Origin of the sequence: uncultured Campylobacter sp., from assembly GCF_938039205.1 — a bacterium.
Taxonomy (GTDB): Bacteria; Campylobacterota; Campylobacteria; order Campylobacterales; family Campylobacteraceae; genus Campylobacter_A.
Genome location: NZ_CALHVM010000009.1, coordinates 1 through 15,502 on the forward strand (window position 1 = coordinate 1; position 15,502 = coordinate 15,502).

The window sequence follows — 15,502 nt, forward strand, 5'->3', positions numbered from 1 at the left end:
GGTGAAAGGATTCGAACCTTCGGCCCTCTGGTCCCAAACCAGATGCGCTAACCAGCCTGCGCTACACCCCGAGGCATTGCGAGTTTAGCCTACTTATTGAAAAGGCGCATTGTAGCCAAAAAAATACGCTATGTCAAGAAAAATAAGCTTAAATTTGAAAATTTGCGAAAATTTTCAAATTTAAGCCGTGCAAATTCGGCTAAGAACAAATTTGGTATAAAAGAAAAAAGTTAGCCCGATCAGCCAAACATTAAAAAACATCGCCTTAAAAATATCTTGCAACTCGCCGCCAAAAACATCGGCTACAAGCGAGTAGAGCGCCATTTGTAGCACTATCTGGCGAGTAAAATTTAAAACAAAAACCGCCGCGGGCCTTTTTACGCCTTGAAGCGTCGAGCCGGAGAGGTTTATGAGCGCGTAGCCTATAAACGCTAGCGAATTTACGGCAAAATAACCCCTTGCTGCACTCACGACCTCAGGCGTCTCGTCAAAAAACCCAACCAAAATCCCGCCGAGCCCAAGGCAAAAAGCCGCCGCAAAAATGCAGTAAACCGCCAAAAATTTGACCGCATAGGCGTAGCATCCGCGCACTCTAGCGTATTCGCGTGCGCCGAAGTTTTGCGACACGATACCCAGCACCGCCGATGCGATGCCCGTCGTGGGCAGCATAACGATCTGCTCGATACGAAGAGCTAGCCCATAGCCTGCGACCACTTGCGTGCCGTAGCGGCTGATAAAATGCATGAGCACGAGCCCGCCAAGCGACATCGAGAGGTAGTTTAGGCACGCTGGCAAGGCTTGGGCTAAAATTTTGCTGTAGATGGCGAGTTCGGGCGCAAATGAGCGTAAATTTAAAAAATTTATCATGCCGGTTTTTGCAACCTTGACGCCTAAAAATAACGAGCCTAAAAGCTGCACCGAAGCCGTCGCCAGCGCTATCCCGCCGATACCCAGTCCACAAAAATCCACATAAAAAAAGCAAAAGCCCAAATTTATAAAAAGTCCCGCAAAAAGCCAGTTTCGCAGGCTCTTCGTATCGCCCGTAGCCACCAGCACGCCGTTTAGCGATTTGATGAGCAAGAAAAATGGCGAGGCAAGAAATATCACGCGGTTATACGCCATGGCTTCGCGTAAAAACTCCTCGTTCGCGCCTAAAATTTTAAGCAAATGCGGCGTAAAAATAAAGCCCGAAAGCCCCATAAAAAGCGCGCAAAGAAACACGAAAAATACGCCTTTTGCGGCGTAAATTTTAGCGAGTTTTTCTTTGCCGCCGCCAAGTGCGTTGCCCACAAGCGCCGTTAGCGCCGAGCCAAAGCCAAGCCCAACGCCAACGACGCTGATGTAGAGTAAAAAACTCATCGAAAAGCCCGCCAGCGCCTGAGTCGATATGCGCGCGGCAAAAAACACGCCCGTCACGTTATAAAGCGTGTTAAAACTCATCGCGACGCCCGCGGGCGCGGCTAGGCGCAGCACGAGCTTGTTTACGGGCTCTTTTGTGAGGTTCACTTGATTTTGAGCTCCAAAAGCGCGTCTTTTACGTCTTTTGACACGCGGTAGCTGTCGCGGATCTTTGAGATCGTTTTGTTGTGGGTAAATTTATTCAGTCGCCCGCTCTCTAGCAGCTCTCGCCCCGCGCCGTCAAATTTGATAAAAACCTCGGCTAAACACAAAGCAGCCGCCATTTGCACGTAGTAGCGCTCGTCTTTTTCCTCGGCGCAAATTTCAAAAAACCGCTCCAGCGAAAGCGCGTTAAAATTGCGCATAAAATAAACGTAGAAAAATCGCTTTTCGTATTCCAAATTTGAGCCTAGAGCCTGCTTTAGCAGCGCATCTACGTAGCGCGGATCGCTAAATTTAGGCTCAAAGCCGTCCGTCACCGCCCAGTTTGGCATCGTTTTGATAAACTCGCTCGCTAGCTTAAATTTAGCTTCGTCGTCTTTTACGAGCATTATCAAAAAGCCCTTTAGCATGAACTCCTCGTGAAAAAAGGGCTCGTATTCGGCGATCTGCTTTAGATTTAACCGAGCGAAATTTCGCTTTGCCAGACGTCTTAGCTCGGGAGTTTTTACGCCTAAAATTTCGGGGCTTTTGATAAGTTTTTGCGAAAACGCCGCTAGCTTTTGGCTCCTAAGTCCCTCCAAAATCTCTAAAAATTCGCCTTTTACGTCCACGCTAGCTCCTTTGCTTTTTAAATTTACCACTCAAATTCGTCCCTGCCTAAATTTAACGCCTCAAAAAACAAAGCCGAAGCGTCAAATTTGCCGCCCTGCGCGCCCAAAAGCAAATTTAAAGGCTCAAATTTTACTTTTGAGCCTCTTTTGCGCGTTTTGCCGACTTTTTGCGAGCGTAGATATTGATGAGCTCCACGCCCAGAGAAAACGCCATCGCAAAGTAAACGTAGCCCTTAGGCACGTGCATACCGAGCCCCTCGCCCACTAGCGTAAAGCCGATCAGGATCAAGAACGCAAGTGCTAGAATCTTGATCGTCGGGTTATTATCGACAAAATTTGAAATGCCCTTAGACGCGAACATCATCACGCCCACTGCAAGTATCACTGCTAAAATCATGATCTCGATGTGGTTTGCCATGCCCACTGCGGTGATGACGCTATCGAGCGAAAAGACGATGTCAAGCACGGCGATCTCTGCGATAACGACCCAAAAACTCGCATGCCCTTTGCTCGCCGAGTGCTCCTCGTGCTCGCCGCTGACGCTTGAGTGGATCTCGAGCGTGGACTTACCGATGAGAAAAAGCCCGCCCAAAATCAGTACCAAATCGCGCCCTGTGATCGTAAAATCAAACACGCTAAATAGCGGCTTGGTAAGCTTCATAATCCAAAATAACGAAAGCAGTAGCGCAATCCTCGTTAGCATCGCGAGCGAAAGCCCTAAAATGCGGCCTTTGTCGCGCTGCTCGGGCGGTAGCTTGCCGACTAGGATCGCGATAAATATGATGTTATCGATACCGAGCACGATCTCAAGCCCCGTTAGCGTCACGAGCGACAGCCACGCCTCGGGCGAAAAAATCCAATCGAACATTTTTTTCCTTTTTTATAAATTAGGGCGCGATTATAGCCAAAACGGGTTTAAATTTGATTGAGCGAGCGGGAATGGGCGTTTCGGGATCAAATTTTGCGATTAAATTTGGCTGGCTTTGTTTATTTGGCGGAGATTAAAATTTGACGCAATGAAATTTGGGTTTACAAAATACGGCGCAAACGGTTTTGAGGTTAAATTTTAGAAAATCCGAATTTAAGAAAAATTATATTTAGATAAAGGGCGTTTAAGCGATAAGCGGATAAAATTAAAATCTTTTGTGAAATTTAAAATGAAGTGGTGACCCCTACGAGACTCGAACTCGTGTTACCGCCGTGAAAGGGCGATGTCCTAACCGCTAGACGAAGGGGCCACAAATTAGCGGAAATGGGATTTTACATTAAAGATAATAAAAAATAGCTTAAACCAAGGATAAAAAATCATGAAAAAATTTTCTAAATTTGCTTTAGCTGCGCTCGCGTGCCTTGCATTTAGCGGTTGCGCTGCGCTGCAAAGCCAAAAATCATCAGACAAATTTACCGTCACCATCCTCACTCCGCCGCTAAAAATCAACGACGTAGGCTTCCTGCATAAAAACGCAAATCAGCTAAATTTGCAAATTTATAGCTCTGGCGTAAATACGGTAAATCTCAAAATAAACGACAAAATTTGCATGAACGGCGCATGTTTTGAGAAAAAAGAATTTAACAAAAAGTTCTTTTTAGAGGAGAGATACGACGACTTTTTCGCGGAAATTTTGGAGCGCAAGCCGCTGTATGACGGCATAAATGTAATGACAAATTCGTGCGGTTTTATACAAGATATAAGTAAATATTCAATAAAATACGAAGTTTGCGGTAAAAATATCAGTTTTTTCGACGCTAAAAACCGCATAAAAATCATCATAAAAGAGCTTCAATGAAATTTATCGGCGCGCACGTCAGCATCGCGGGCGGCGTAGAAAACGCTCCGCTAAATGCGGCAAACATCGGCGCAAACGCCTTTGCGATGTTCGTCAAAAATCAGCGCCAATGGGAGGCCAAGCCGCTAACCCCAGAAAATATCTCCAAATTTAAACAAAATTTAAAAGCCGCCGGCATCGAGCCAAGGCACGTTTTGCCGCACAACGGCTACCTTATAAATTTAGGCCATCCAAACCCAGAGCAGCGCCAAAAGTCTATCAACGCCTTTTTGGACGAAATTTACCGCGTAGAAGCGCTCGGTCTAGTGATGATAAATTTTCACCCGGGCTCGTATCTAAATGAAATTTCGCCCGAAATTTGCCTAGAAAATATCGCAAACTCGGTAAATTTCCTGTTAGAAAATAGCCAAAACGTAAAGCTAGTCATCGAAAACACCGCCGGCCAGGGCTCAAATTTGGGTTTCAAATTTGAACACCTAGCCTACATCATCAAACGCTGTACCGACAAAAGCAGGATCGGCGTGTGCCTCGATACCTGTCATACCTTTGCCGCGGGATACGATATCAGAGACGACTACGAGCGCGTGATGAGCGAATTTGACGAGATAGTCGGGCGCGAAATGCTGTGCGGTATGCATCTAAACGATACGAAATTTGACCTAGCCAGTAAAAAGGATCGCCACGAGAGCCTAGGCAAAGGCTTTTTGGGCTTAAAAACATTTGAAAACATCATAGACGACCCCCGCACGGACGATATCCCACTAGTTTTAGAGACGATCGACGAAAGCATCTGGGCGGACGAGATAAAAATTTTAAGAAACTTTAAAGGAGAATAAATGAGAAAATATATCGGCGTTTGCCTAGCGGCTTGCTGCTGCCTAAATGCGGCGGGCTTTAAAATCCCCGAGCAAAGCGGCGATAGCATCGCGCTTTTAAACTCAAACGTCGCGACGAGCTTCGGCCCCGACGCAGCCTATAACAACCCGGCAAATATGATATTTCTAGACGGCGGACACTACCTCGAGAGCTCGCTAACCTACCTACGCATGTCAAAGACGAAGTATAGGCACTATAACGGCGACAAACTCACCTCCAAAAGAGCGAACGCGCTCGTGCCTACGTTTCACTTCATAACGCCGCAGTTTGACGACTGGCGCTTTGGCCTATCAGTCGTCGTACCTGCGGGAATGTCGATGAGATGGGACGAAAGACTACCTAAGGCCACTTCTAAAAAATTTGATCTAAAAGTGATCGAGGTAAACCCTAGCGTCGCCTACGCGCTAACCGATAACATCGCGCTAGGCTTTGGCCTGCGCGCCGTTTACGCCAGAGGAGAGGCCGTGCAGGAGGTCTCAGGCGCCCTACCCGCCTCGCAGGATATCAAAGGCGACCGCATAAATTTCGGCTACAACGCGGCAATCACCTATAAACCTACTTCAAATTTGAGCCTAGCGGCCACCTACCGCTCAAAAGTAAACATGAATCTAAAAGGCGACACGGGCATCAGCGCGCCGGCACACCCGATGGGGCTATTTCCTAACGGCTCATATAGCGGCAGCGCAAAGCTATCCGTACCGCTACCTGCGAGCTTAAATTTAGCCCTATCGTACAAAATCGCAAAAACGACGCTGTTATTTGACTTTGAAAGAACCTATTGGTCTGCGTGGAAAGAGCTTGACTTCAACTACCCTGGCGCCTCGGCCGCACACTATCGCAACCCGTTTTTTGCGGCATTTGACGCGCCTAAAAAGCGCGACTGGAAGGACAGCAACGCCTACCGCATCGGCGTAGCGCACGACGCGACGGACAAACTCCGCCTGATGGGCGCTGTTACGTTTGACGAGGCCGCATCCAGAGCCGACACCACGGGCTTTGACCTGCCAGATACCAAAGCCGTCATCTACGCAGCGGGCTTTAACTACAAATTTACAGACGCTTTGGAGCTGGGAGCTAGCTACTTCTACCAAGACAGAAAAGCGCGCGACGTGAGCTACTACTCAAACGCGTCGGGACTCTATCCAAACGGCAAATTTGAACGCGGTAACGCTCAGGCGATAAATTTGAACGTGAAATATAAATTTTAAGGCCCAGTCATGAACTACCCTTACGAAAATTTCGAGGATATGCTAAACGCCGCGGTCGATAAAAACGGCGGCGGTATCGCGATCTATACAGAAACTAGCAAGATTAGCTACAATCAGCTACGCGCAGACGCCTTTACGCTGGCTGCGTTTTTGCAAGGCATGGGCGTAAAAAAAGGTGACCGAGTCGCGATGATAGTAAATAACTCGCCCGAGTTTATCGCTAGTTACTTTGCCATCACGCTACTTGGCGCCGTGGCAGTGCCGATAAATACCTTCTTAAAATACGAAGAATTTGAGTACATCATAAACGACTGCGGGGCAAAATTTCTCTTCGCCTCGGTCGAACTCGCAAAAGAGATAAAAGGGCTAGATAGCAAAACGGCAATAAAAAAGATCGTCTGGATCGGCGATAGAGCCGAATTTGACGGAAACAATATCGCCTACGCGCACGCGCTAAACTGCCGTATAGAGCTAAATTTGACCGACCGACCGAGTATCGACGACCTAGCCCACATCATCTACACATCAGGCACCACGGGCAAGCCAAAGGGCGCGATGATCAGCTACCGCAACCTCATCTCAAACGTCCGGGGCGCGCACGAGGTCTTTCACGTACGCACGAAGGATAGATTTGCCGTGTTTTTGCCGATGTTTCACAGCTTTACTCTCACGGCGATGGTGCTGCTACCGATATTTTCGGCGTGTTCGCTTATTTTAGTAAAGTCCATTTTCCCGTTTTCAAACGTCCTAAAACAAGTCCTACTCAAACGCGCGACCGTATTTTTAGGCGTGCCCGCGATTTATACGGCTATCGGCAAGGCCAAAATCCCGTGGTATTTTCGCTGGTTTAACTGCATTAGGATTTTCATCAGCGGCGGAGCGCCTTTGGCCGAGCAGACTATCGCGGATTTTCGCGTCAAATTTCCGCGTGCGGTGCTGATAGAGGGCTACGGCCTTAGCGAATGCTCGCCTATCGTATCGGCAAATACGATGCAAAAACAAAAAATCTCAAGCGTCGGCTTGCCGCTGCCGGGCTACGAAGTAAAATGCATAAACGACGAGATGATGGAGCTACCCGCAGGCGAGGTCGGCGAGCTCATCGTAAAAGGCGACTGCGTGATGCAGGGCTACCTAAATATGCCAGACGCTACCGACGAAACGATCGTAAACGGCTGGCTGCGCACGGGCGATCTCGTTAAGATCGACGAGGAGGGCTATATCTTTATCGTAGACCGCAAAAAAGACCTCATCATCTCAAAGGGCATCAACATCTACCCGCGCGAGATCGAGGAGGTGCTATTTAAACTGCCCCAAGTCGAGGCAGCCGCCGTTATCGGCGTCAGAGATGAGCACGCAGACGAGGAGGTCACGGCGTTTATCCAGTTTAAAGAAAACATGAGCCTGGACGAAAAAGATATCCGCGCGCACCTCAAAAAACACTTGGCGAATTTTAAAATTCCAAAGACGATTTATTTTAAAGACGAACTGCCTAAAAACGCGACGGGCAAGGTGCTCAAACGCGTTTTAAAAGAGCAGATAAAGGATGAAATTTAGTGCGGTTTTTGATAGAGTTTATCGGCGGCGAGCAAAATTCTAAAATTTCATCGCTCATAAAATGCAGCGAAAACGAGGGGAAAATTTTACGTCACCTGAGCAAAAGCTACGTCGAAGGCACTCCGCAAAGTAGCGCTTACGACGTGCTTTGCGCGGTTTTTGGTAGCGAGGAGTATAAATTTTTAGCAGGCCTTGCGGACGTAAAAAACCTGTTAGAAAGCGGCTGGATCGTGCAGGGCTTTTCTATATTTAAAAACCAGGGCGCAGAGGGCTCCGGCTCAAATCTGCTCGGTCTGCTTCACAGCGAGATCTCGCTCTCGCCGCTTTTTCTAAAAATTTTAGAAGAGGGCGAGTTTGGGCTTACGCTGCCTGCAGTCGCGCCCTACGCCGATCATCTTGATTATCTAAAAGACCAGTTTTTGCGCGTGGAGCTTTACGGCAAGCTCTCGTTTTTTAGCAAAAACGTCTCAAGCGACGCCAAAAGCCGCCTCGAAAAAGATGTAAAAGAACTAGAAGCCATCATCGAAAAACGGCTAAATTTAAGCAAAATTTCGATCTCCGTCGAACAAATTTTCAAAGACAACTCGCTAAACGACAAAGAGCAGCTGATTTTCCTCGCGCTTTTAAAGGAAGAATACGTCGGCGAAACAGACGCAAACCGCGATCTAAACGCGCTTGTCGGGATTTTAAGCGCGGATGAATTTGAGCGCATCAAAAACCGCGCCCTACTGGACGAAGGCTCAAAACTAATCGAAAACGGCCTCATCGACTACGACGAGTCGCTAAACACTTACGGCGGCTTTAGCAGGACGTTTTACATAACCGACGAAATCTTACAAAGCGTAATGCACCCAAAAACCGAGAGCAAAAGCAAAAAACTAGCGCTAGAAACTCTCGTAAAAGAGCAGGAGATCTTTGAGCTCATCGAGCCCTCGACCGACATAAACGACGTCGTACTGGACGTAAAGGTAAAAGAGCTGCTAGATGCGATCCTAAAGCAAGTAGATCGCCGCGTGCTGGCGCGCCTATCTAGCTGGGGGATCAAATCGCGCAAAAACGTGGACGCCAAAATCATCTTTTACGGGCCGCCGGGTACGGGCAAAACCATGAGTGCGCTAAGCCTCGCAAAGAGCCTAAAAAAGCAGGTTCTTAGCTTTGATTGCTCTAAAATTTTGAGTAAATACGTCGGCGAAAGCGAGCAAAACGTGCGTAAAATTTTCGACACGTACAAAGAAATCTGTGCCAAAAGCAAGAGCGAGCCCGTGCTGCTGCTAAACGAAGCCGATCAGTTTCTAAGCACGCGCGTCGAGGGCGGCAGCGGCGCGGACAAGATGCACAATCAAATGCAAAATATATTTTTAGAGCAAATCGAGCGCTTTGAGGGCGTGCTCATCGCCACGACGAACTTCTTGCAAAGCCTAGATATCGCGTTTTCTCGCAGGTTTGACTATAAGATCGAGTTTAAAAAACCCGACCTCGCCGCTCGTCTTGCGATCTGGCGCAAAGTGCTGCCCGAAAATGCGAGTTTTGAGGAAAATTTTGACGTCAAACAGCTAGCTAAATTTGAACTAAGCGGCGCACAAATCATGCTCGCGCTCAAAAACACAGCGCTAAAAGTTGCCGTGCGCGAGGACGGGATATTTACGATGAGCGACTTTGAAAGCGAGATCAAACGCGAGATGAGCTCAAATTTCGGCGAGGATAAGAAGGTTGGGTTTGATGGGTAAATTCGGCTAAATTTGGCTTGCTGTTTGGCTAAGACGCGTTTTGCTAAATTTACGCCGCTTGCAAGGCTTTATCGCGCATTCTTACAAATTTAAGCGTTAAATTCGTAGCTCTACGGGTGCAAATTTGACAAGCGATTCAAATTTATTGCAGCCCCAGATACTCAAATTTGAAAAGGTTATCAAGCATGAGTGATTTTTTACTACGCCAAACCAAGCTATTTTTAGGTATCGCAGCCGTTTGCGCTCCGCTATGCACGGTCATCTACTTCATATCAAAAGAGTATTTTGATGAAATTTTAGTCGGCATTTTCATCACGTATATTTTCCTGCTCGTTGTTTTCGTTTTTAAATTCATCAAGCTACTTTTAGGCTTCAAGGACGAGAACAAAAAGCCCGTTTGGGAGCAAATTTTAACTTGGCTTTCAAATATAGTTTAGATCGACGCGCTTAAACGAGATCTTGCTCACCAAACCTCTCGCCCGCTTTTAAAATTTCATCCCTTAGTTTCTCGTGTCCGGCCGATAGAGCAGCGATCTTGGCTAGTTTTTCGCTCTTTATCTGCACAAATTCGCTCTTTAGAGCCGATAAAATTTTATTTAAAAATGACGCGTTTCCCAGCATCTCGTTTTCAAATTCATACAAATTTAGCGATGTCAAAACGCGGTCTTGCACCTCGTCAAAGCTCGGGATAAAGAGCGCAAAGCCGTTTTGCTCGTGCGCGCGCATCGAACCCGCGATCTTTTCTTTTAGAAAATACACGGCGATTTTGACGGCATTTTCGTAGTTTGCGGCGACTTTGAGATTTAGCTTTTCAAAAAACAGCGCCGTCTTTTGCAGTCCTTTAAATTTCGCCGTCTCATAGTCTCGCAAAAACGTCCTATACACCTGCCCCGCATACGTCCTAACATCGGCAAACACGGTATCGGAGTGCGTTTCATCCTCTTTTTGCGCGTTTTCAAATTCTGATTTATAAATCATAAATTCGCGCTCCAGCCGAGCATAAATTTCATCCAGCGCCGCGCCGATCTCCTCTTGTAGCGCACTTAAGCCGCGCTTATACGTCCTAAAAAATTTGGCAAATTTCACGTCGTTGTAGATGAGTTTTGAAAACACCTCGTCGCTGTCAAAATCTACCGCCTCATACGAGCTAGCTTCAAAATACTCGCCCTTTAGCAGCGTTTTTCGCGGCGCGTATTTATACTTTTTCACGCTTTTTGAGCTGGCTAGGATCTCGTCTGCAACGAGCTTTGCGACGTGTTTTAGCTCGTTAAAGGCTAGCTCGATTTTCGGTTTAAAATTTTCTTGCACGGCTCTTAAATTTGACTCTAGCTCGGCGTCAAATTTAGCGATTATCTCACCCGCTTTTTCGTAAATTTTAGCAATTCGCTCGTGCTGAGCAGCATTTACGGCAACCAGTCTAGCGCACTTTTCGCGTACGAACTTTTCTTTTATCTCTTCGCCGCCAAAAAGCTCGCGGACCGCGCTTATCACCTCGCTAAAATTTGACTCCGCCAAAAGTACCGCGTCGCCGTTTGCCTGCGCCGTTACGGCCTGCTTGGCAGAAACAGCGATAATACGCTCGAAAAATCGTCCGTAGGTCGTTTGCGCGTGAGTTTTGAGGCGCTCAAGCTCGTCCTTGCTTAGCTTATCTTTTTGATTTAGCAAACAGATCGCCGTTTTGCCCCCGTCCGCTAAAAACTCATCGATCTGCGCGGCTTCGCTAGCGCGCGCGGCATTGTCGGCAAGGCTTAGCCAGATGACGCCCGCGACGTCTTTTAGCACTTTGTGCGTGACGGCGGTATCGGCCTTTGAGAGCGAGTTTAGCCCCGGCGTATCGACGAAATTTACCAGCTTTAAAATTTCAGAGGGCGCGTAGACGCAAAGCCTGCTAACATCATCGCCAAACACGCGCTGATCGACGAAGCGCCCTATCTCCTCGACGCCCAGATACAACTCTCTGCCGTTTTCGTAAAGCACGCTAAGCCCCGGCGCGGCGCCGTATCTGATAAAAGTCGGCTTTGAAGTCACGGGAGTTAGGCCAGACGGTAAAATCTCGCTACCCAAAAGCGCGTTTAAAAACGTAGATTTGCCGCTAGAAAACTGTCCAACTATAGCGACTGTAAGCGGGCTAGATAAAAACAGATCGAGTTTATTTAGCTCGCGCTCTAGCTCGGCACTCGGGTGAAATTTGGGCTCGGTTAGCTCATTTTGCAGCCGCCTAAATCGCCCGTGAAAATCGTCCGAAAATATCTTAAAATACCGCGTTTTATACGCGTTTATAAACTCCTCAAACACTTTGCAGCTCCAAATTTATAGCATTTATCGCCTCGCTTTGCGAGTTTAGTCGCTCTAGCTCGCGCGAGTCTCGACCGCTAGTTTTCGCTAGCTCGGCAAGCTCGTTTTTTAGGGCTTCTTCGCTGATTGCTAGCGTCTTCTCTTGCTCTTTTAGAGCAACTTCGATTTGCTTTTTAAACTCGCTTTTTTCAAATTCGCTAAGCTCGAAAACGAAATTTTTGATCCTCTGGGCGCCCAAAAACTCCTCCGCGGCTACTTTGGCGGCCTCGGATACGCTTTGTGCGCCCGAGCTTGCCGCGACTGCCACCGCATCTGCGACCTGGGCGCACTCTAAATTTATCCCTTTTGATTGCAGATAGTCGTTTATGCTAAAGACCTCGGCCGCCGCCGTTTTGTCATCAAATTCGCCAAATTTTAGCGCAATATTTTGTGCGCACGCAGCGATCTGCCGCATGATCTCGTTGCGGTTTTGACGCATCAAGGCGGCAACGCCGTCTTTGATCGTAGTTTGCGCGATACGAGCCAGACGCTGCGGGTCGATCTTTTGTTTTTTGGCGGTCGCGTAGTTTACGTCATCTGCGACGCGCTGCTTTAGCGTTTGCGCCAAAGACCGCAGCCCAAGCTCGTAGCTAGCCGCGGTTTTAGCCGTATCTAGGCGCTCTAGCTCCTCTTTTACCGCGCCTCTTACCTCCTCTAGTCGGCTAGCTAACGCGGATTTTTGCTCGTTTAGTTCAGCAAGCCTTTGCGATAAGCTCAAATTTGAGCCCGTTAGCTTTAAGATCTCGCTTTGCGTATCCGCCACAAACTGCGCGCAGACGCGGCCTAGCTCCTTTTTATATGCCTCGATGCCAAGGCGAGATTTTTGGCTATTAGGCCCAAAAAGCGTCTCGTAAAGATACTGCTTAAACTCCTCGACGCCGCTGTTTTGCCCGCCCTCAAAGTAGTTTTTGGCGCTCACGGCGAAAAACTCCGCCCCTATACACAGCTCCCGCGTGCGCTCCTCGACGCTCTTTTTGGCGTAGGCTGCGACCTCGTTTAGCTCGCCTTCTTTTAACACGTCCGCGTGCGTGAGTAGCACAGCAAGCCTCACGGCGTGGGAGTTTTGCAGGCTTGCAACGATGAAGTCCAGATCCTTTTGCGTGGCGCTTTGCGAGACGTTCATCAGGTGCACCATGAGGTCGCACTCCCGCATAAATCTCCGCACCAGCTCCTCGCGCGCAGCCACCGCGTCGTCGATGCCGGGCGTGTCGATGATGCGCACGTTATCCTTTAAAAGCTCCAAATTTTCGTAAAGTTCGACGCTTTTTACGAATTTAGCGTATTTGGAGTCCGCCGAGGTGTAGAGCTTGATCTCGTCAGTTTTTACCGTTTTGCTAGCGGGCTGATCGGAGCAAATTTGGCTCGCGTTAGGGCTTTTAAATGTGGCTTTTGATTCGCCGCCCTCCGCGTCAAATTTGCCGCTTAAATTTTGCGCCGTTTCGCTCTCAAATTTGACGCCCGCGCCGCCGTAAATTTTGACTATTTCGTCGTCTTGATCTTTTGCTATGTCAAGCTCTCTTAGCTCCGCTTCGCTCCAAAAATTTACCTTCGCAAAAGGCTCGGGCGAGTATTTTAGCACGGTCAAATTTACGGTTTCGGGCACGTTTGAAGCGCCCAGGATTTTCTTGCCCAGCAACGCGTTTAGCAGAGTTGATTTGCCCGCATTTATGACGCCAGTGACCGCGACGTTAAACTCGAGCTCATGCGCTTTTTGCCTCGCTTTTGTCGCCGCGTTTGCGACGTGCGCGCCCGGGTTTAGCGACAAAATTCGCTCGCAGATATCGTTTAGCGCGTCTATTTTTTGATGAAAGACGTCTGATTTTTTAAAATCTGCGCCCTCTTGCTCGTTCCCTGCGGTCAAATCTGCGCCAAGAGAGCGCAAAAACGCCGAAAGCCGCTTAAAATGCGCGGCGGAGATTATATTTTCGGTTTGCAGGATTTCCAGTGCGGCGAGTAGTTTTGATTTTGAGATTTTTGCGGCTTTTAGAGCGTTTATCGCGCCTAGCTGGGCGCACTGGAGGCTGTATATATCAGCCTTTAGCCCAAGCGCGTGAAGGATATCTCTAAACTCCTTTAGCGCCATAAATCTATCGAAATTTTCAGCATCTACCGCGAGTAAAACAGCGAGGCTTCGCTCGTCTGCGAAAATTTGCGTTTTGGGATCCAAAAAGAGCTTGAGAGCGCCCCAAATTTCGCTTAAAAATTTATCCGTATCCACGGCTTCACCTTTGATAAAATTCGCGTCCGCAAGGTCGCTTTCGTGGCGAAATTTAGCATAAATTAAATTTAAACAAGCTTGGGCGGGTTATTTTCGTGATAAATTTAAAGAAGTCTGTAAGAGGATCAAATTTGACGGTAAAATCGCGTCAAATTTACATAGCGGCTCGCGGCTGGATAATATTTTGATCAATTTTTTGCTCGGTGTCTTCGCTCATGATGTGAAGTACTTTGCTGCGTTTGATCTTTGCATCGTTTTTAAATATCGCGCGCACTTTGTCCATGCCTGCGTAAAAGTCGCGCATGAGCACGACGCAGATATATTTGCCAAAAAACGTCGGCTTTATGACGCCGTTTTCTTCATAGATCGCGTTCACTAGCTTTAGCAAGCTAAGCTCGACAAATAGGTCTTTGTTGATGTTTGCGTCATTTTGCTCGTTGTAGGCTTTGATATCGACTGCGCCGTCAAAAAGCCTTGTTAAAAACGTATATTTTAGCCTCTCTTTTTTGCTAAATGCGCATTTTGCGATGACAGGACTTTGTCTATATTTGACCTTTCTGCCGTAGTCAAGTAGGTTAAATGCGTTTATCACGAGCTCGCCGTCTAAAAAGCTAAATGCACCGCTACCAACGCCAACGTACTCTAAATTTGACCCCACGTATTCGTCGCGAAGGTCTGCGCTTTTTTCATTTGAAAACCCCCAGGCGTTGCTTTGTCTGTAGCCGCTTTTAGCAAATTCGCTCACGATTATCTCGTAAAATTCGCGCTCGTTATCGACGTTTGACACGCCGAGCGAGCGAGCGATGTTCTCTCTTGTTAGCTCTGATTTCATGAGCGGATAGAAGGTGATTTGCTGCGGAGAGATCGATTTTGCGACATTTATGTCGTTTATGAGCTGCTCTTTTGTTTGATTTGGCAGGTTAAAGATGAGATCAAGGCTGATAACTGGGATCATGCCAAGAGCCTGCTCTAGCTTTCTTTTTGTCTCCTCAGCCGAGCCAAATTTATCGTATCTGCCAACCCTTTTTAGCGTCTCATCGTCAAAGCTTTGCACGCCTACGCTTAAGCGGTCGATAAGCCCGTCAAAACGGCTGAGGCTTTCTGGCGAGATGTGGTTTGGATCGCTCTCGGCCGAGATATCTTCGATGCTAAAGAGATCTTTTGCGAGTTTTAGCGTCTTTTCTAGCTCGGGTTCGTTTATAAGCGTTGTGCCGCCGCCCACGTAAAGCGAGCTAAAATCAAAGCCGGCCTCCTTAACCTGCCTCATCTCCTCGCGTAAATTTTCAAAGTAAATTTTCGCAAGCTCCTGCTCGTAGTGGTACTTGTGAAACGAGCAATACGGGCAAAAAGTGTGACAAAAGGGAACGTGTGCGTAGAGCATGTATTTTTTGTCTTTTTTTGGAGTTTTAGTGTAAGTTGTGGTCAAAATGTCTATGTTAAATTCGTTGTATAGTGATTTTTGAATAGAATTATGAGCGTAATTTACTGCAAACTTTTCTATAATATTCTTAAATCCCATAATTAATTTTCTCCAGTAAATCCAAATTTATGTTCGTAAGGATATCTAAAATTTTATTAATCTCGCCTTGAAAAGGGCTGAATTTGCCGAAGTTTTATCAAAATCGGG

Annotated in this window: 12 protein-coding genes and 1 tRNA gene; 6 read left to right on the top strand and 7 right to left on the bottom strand. The window is 47.5% G+C overall.

The features are described from left to right. Positions 1 to 180 precede the first annotated feature (180 nt). From Q0394_RS01100 to Q0394_RS01115, 4 genes are all read right to left on the bottom strand, one after another. Entirely contained in the window at positions 181 to 1,506 is a 1,326-nt protein-coding gene (locus Q0394_RS01100) for an MATE family efflux transporter (protein ID WP_298945100.1), read from the bottom strand. Further along, on the bottom strand, positions 1,503 to 2,171 hold the full coding sequence (locus Q0394_RS01105; protein ID WP_298945102.1) for a DNA alkylation repair protein: 669 nt from the start codon (positions 2,169 to 2,171) through the stop codon (positions 1,503 to 1,505). The genes Q0394_RS01100 and Q0394_RS01105 overlap by 4 nt, the downstream gene beginning before the upstream one ends. 130 nt (positions 2,172 to 2,301) lie before the next feature. Continuing rightward, positions 2,302 to 3,039, bottom strand: coding sequence for a TerC family protein (locus tag Q0394_RS01110; protein ID WP_298057560.1), 738 nt, complete (start codon positions 3,037 to 3,039; stop codon positions 2,302 to 2,304). A gap of 295 nt (positions 3,040 to 3,334) precedes the next feature. Beyond that, positions 3,335 to 3,409: transfer RNA gene (locus Q0394_RS01115), tRNA-Glu, on the bottom strand. 69 nt (positions 3,410 to 3,478) lie between these two features. Between Q0394_RS01115 and Q0394_RS01120 the strand changes: the two genes are divergently transcribed. The 6 genes from Q0394_RS01120 to Q0394_RS01145 all read left to right on the top strand — a co-directional run bounded on the left by Q0394_RS01120 (position 3,479) and on the right by Q0394_RS01145 (position 9,760). After that, positions 3,479 to 3,958: a hypothetical protein gene (locus Q0394_RS01120; protein WP_298945104.1), complete on the top strand. Its 480-nt coding sequence runs from the start codon at positions 3,479 to 3,481 to the stop codon at positions 3,956 to 3,958. After that, positions 3,955 to 4,794, top strand: coding sequence for a deoxyribonuclease IV (gene nfo / locus Q0394_RS01125; protein WP_298945107.1), 840 nt, complete (start codon positions 3,955 to 3,957; stop codon positions 4,792 to 4,794). Before Q0394_RS01120 ends, nfo begins: the two co-directional genes overlap by 4 nt. After that, positions 4,795 to 6,042, top strand: a complete 1,248-nt coding sequence (locus Q0394_RS01130; RefSeq protein ID WP_298945109.1) for an OmpP1/FadL family transporter — start codon at positions 4,795 to 4,797, stop codon at positions 6,040 to 6,042. 9 nt (positions 6,043 to 6,051) lie between these two features. Beyond that, complete coding sequence (locus tag Q0394_RS01135; protein WP_298945110.1) at positions 6,052 to 7,596, top strand: fatty acid--CoA ligase; 1,545 nt, start codon at positions 6,052 to 6,054, stop codon at positions 7,594 to 7,596. Next, a complete protein-coding gene (locus Q0394_RS01140) occupies positions 7,596 to 9,323 on the top strand; it encodes an ATP-binding protein (protein ID WP_298945111.1) in 1,728 nt (575 codons plus the stop codon). Before Q0394_RS01135 ends, Q0394_RS01140 begins: the two co-directional genes overlap by 1 nt. A gap of 185 nt (positions 9,324 to 9,508) precedes the next feature. After that, positions 9,509 to 9,760, top strand: coding sequence for a hypothetical protein (locus tag Q0394_RS01145; RefSeq protein ID WP_298793172.1), 252 nt, complete (start codon positions 9,509 to 9,511; stop codon positions 9,758 to 9,760). Between the two features lie 10 nt (positions 9,761 to 9,770). Here the strand turns inward: Q0394_RS01145 and Q0394_RS01150 are convergent, their stop codons facing one another. The 3 genes from Q0394_RS01150 to Q0394_RS01160 form a co-directional block, all read right to left on the bottom strand. Next, the gene (locus tag Q0394_RS01150) at positions 9,771 to 11,618 is read right to left on the bottom strand and encodes a dynamin family protein (protein WP_298945113.1); all 1,848 of its coding nucleotides are present in this window, start codon (positions 11,616 to 11,618) and stop codon (positions 9,771 to 9,773) included. Continuing rightward, on the bottom strand, positions 11,611 to 13,875 hold the full coding sequence (locus Q0394_RS01155) for a dynamin family protein (protein WP_298945115.1): 2,265 nt from the start codon (positions 13,873 to 13,875) through the stop codon (positions 11,611 to 11,613). Before Q0394_RS01155 ends, Q0394_RS01150 begins: the two co-directional genes overlap by 8 nt. A gap of 154 nt (positions 13,876 to 14,029) precedes the next feature. After that, complete coding sequence (locus Q0394_RS01160) at positions 14,030 to 15,394, bottom strand: coproporphyrinogen III oxidase family protein (RefSeq protein ID WP_298945117.1); 1,365 nt, start codon at positions 15,392 to 15,394, stop codon at positions 14,030 to 14,032. Positions 15,395 to 15,502 lie beyond the last annotated feature (108 nt).